At 52.1% G+C, this 2501-nt stretch carries 1 rRNA gene; it reads left to right on the forward strand.

Annotation, left to right across the window (positions count from 1 at the left end):
* Positions 1-2339, forward strand: a 23S ribosomal RNA gene (locus FHS28_RS23795); the annotation flags it as partial.
* Positions 2340-2501: the final 162 nt, after the last annotated feature.

Raw genomic sequence — 2501 nt, forward strand, 5'->3', positions numbered from 1 at the left:
AGGGGTGACTGCGTACCTTTTGTATAATGGGTCAGCGACTTACATTCAGTGGCGAGGTTAACCGAATAGGGTAGCCGTAGAGAAATCGAGTCCGAATAGGGCGAATTAGTCGCTGGGTGTAGACCCGAAACCAAGTGATCTATCCATGGCCAGGATGAAGGTACCGTAACAGGTGCTGGAGGTCCGAACCGACTAGTGTTGCAAAACTAGCGGATGAGCTGTGGATAGGGGTGAAAGGCTAAACAAACTTGGAGATAGCTGGTTCTCTCCGAAAACTATTTAGGTAGTGCCTCAAGTATTACCTTCGGGGGTAGAGCACTGTTTAGGCTAGGGGGTCATGGCGACTTACCAAACCTATGCAAACTCCGAATACCGAAGAGTACAGCTTGGGAGACAGAGCACCGGGTGCTAACGTCCGGACTCAAGAGGGAAACAACCCAGACCGCCAGCTAAGGTCCCTAAAATTGGCTAAGTGGGAAACGAAGTGGGAAGGCTAAAACAGTCAGGATGTTGGCTTAGAAGCAGCCATCATTTAAAGAAAGCGTAATAGCTCACTGATCGAGTCGTCCTGCGCGGAAGATGTAACGGGGCTAAGCCAGTTACCGAAGCTGCGGATGCACAGTTTACTGTGCGTGGTAGGAGAGCGTTCTGTACGCCTGTGAAGGTGAGTCGTGAGGCTTGCTGGAGGTATCAGAAGTGCGAATGCTGACATGAGTAGCGTTAAAGGGGGTGAAAAGCCCCCTCGCCGTAAGCGCAAGGTTTCCTACGCAACGTTCATCGGCGTAGGGTGAGTCGGCCCCTAAGGCGAGGCAGAGATGCGTAGCTGATGGGAAACAGGTCAATATTCCTGTACCGATCTATAGTGCGATGTGGGGACGGAGAAGGTTAGCTCAGCCGGGTGTTGGATGTCCCGGTTCAAGCATGTAGGCGTGCCCTCTAGGCAAATCCGGAGGGCTTAGCTGAGGTGTGATAACGAGTCTGCTTGCAGACGAAGTGAGTGATACCCTGCTTCCAGGAAAAGCCACTAAGCTTCAGCTATAGACGACCGTACCGCAAACCGACACTGGTGCGCGTGATGAGTATTCTCAGGCGCTTGAGAGAACTCTGGAGAAGGAACTCGGCAAATTGACACCGTAACTTCGGAAGAAGGTGTGCCTTTAGTAGGTGAACCATTGACTTGGGGAGCCCAATGAGGCCGCAGAGAATCGGTGGCTGCGACTGTTTATTAAAAACACAGCACTCTGCAAAGACGAAAGTCGACGTATAGGGTGTGACGCCTGCCCGGTGCTGGAAGATTAAATGATGGGGTGCAAGCTCTTGACTGAAGTCCCAGTAAACGGCGGCCGTAACTATAACGGTCCTAAGGTAGCGAAATTCCTTGTCGGGTAAGTTCCGACCTGCACGAATGGCGTAACGATGGCCACACTGTCTCCTCCAGAGACTCAGCGAAGTTGAAATGTTTGTGATGATGCAATCTCCCCGCGGAAAGACGGAAAGACCCCATGAACCTTTACTGTAGCTTTACATTGGACTTTGAACAGATCTGTGTAGGATAGGTGGGAGGCTTTGAAACCTGGTCGCTAGATCAGGTGGAGCCAACGTTGAAATACCACCCTGGTGTGTTTGAGGTTCTAACCTTGGCCCGTAATCCGGGTTGGGGACAGTGTATGGTGGGCAGTTTGACTGGGGCGGTCTCCTCCCAAAGTGTAACGGAGGAGTTCGAAGGTACGCTAGGCACGGTCGGAAATCGTGCTAATAGTGCATAGGCATAAGCGTGCTTGACTGCGAGACTGACAAGTCGAGCAGGTACGAAAGTAGGACTAAGTGATCCGGTGGTTCTGTATGGAAGGGCCATCGCTCAACGGATAAAAGGTACTCTGGGGATAACAGGCTGATACCGCCCAAGAGTTCATATCGACGGCGGTGTTTGGCACCTCGATGTCGGCTCATCTCATCCTGGGGCTGTAGCCGGTCCCAAGGGTATGGCTGTTCGCCATTTAAAGAGGTACGTGAGCTGGGTTTAAAACGTCGTGAGACAGTTTGGTCCCTATCTTCCGTGGGCGCTGCAAGATTGAGAGAGCCTGCTCCTAGTACGAGAGGACCGGAGTGGACGCACCTCTGGTGTATCGGTTGTCACGCCAGTGGCATCGCCGAGTAGCTAAGTGCGGAAGAGATAACCGCTGAAAGCATCTAAGCGGGAAACTCGTCTCAAGATGAGTCTTGCCGGGGCCTTGAGCCCCCTGAAGGGTCGTTCGAGACCAGGACGTTGATAGGCTGGGTGTGGAAGCGCAGTAATGCGTTAAGCTAACCAGTACTAATTGCCCGTGAGGCTTGACCCTATAACTTTGACAATCAGGTCGAAGTGTTGTGGTCACGCAGATCGATCTCAAAATCGATCAACCGTTCTTCATGTCTGCTGCCAACGCAGCACGTCTGTGAACGCAATCAAATCAAAGCTGATTTCATTAAGACTCTACGAATTGGGCGAGCTGCCCTGTCCC

The sequence above is a fragment of the Roseateles terrae genome (assembly GCF_014192155.1).
In the GTDB taxonomy this organism is placed as follows: Bacteria; Pseudomonadota; Gammaproteobacteria; order Burkholderiales; family Burkholderiaceae_C; genus Roseateles; species Roseateles terrae.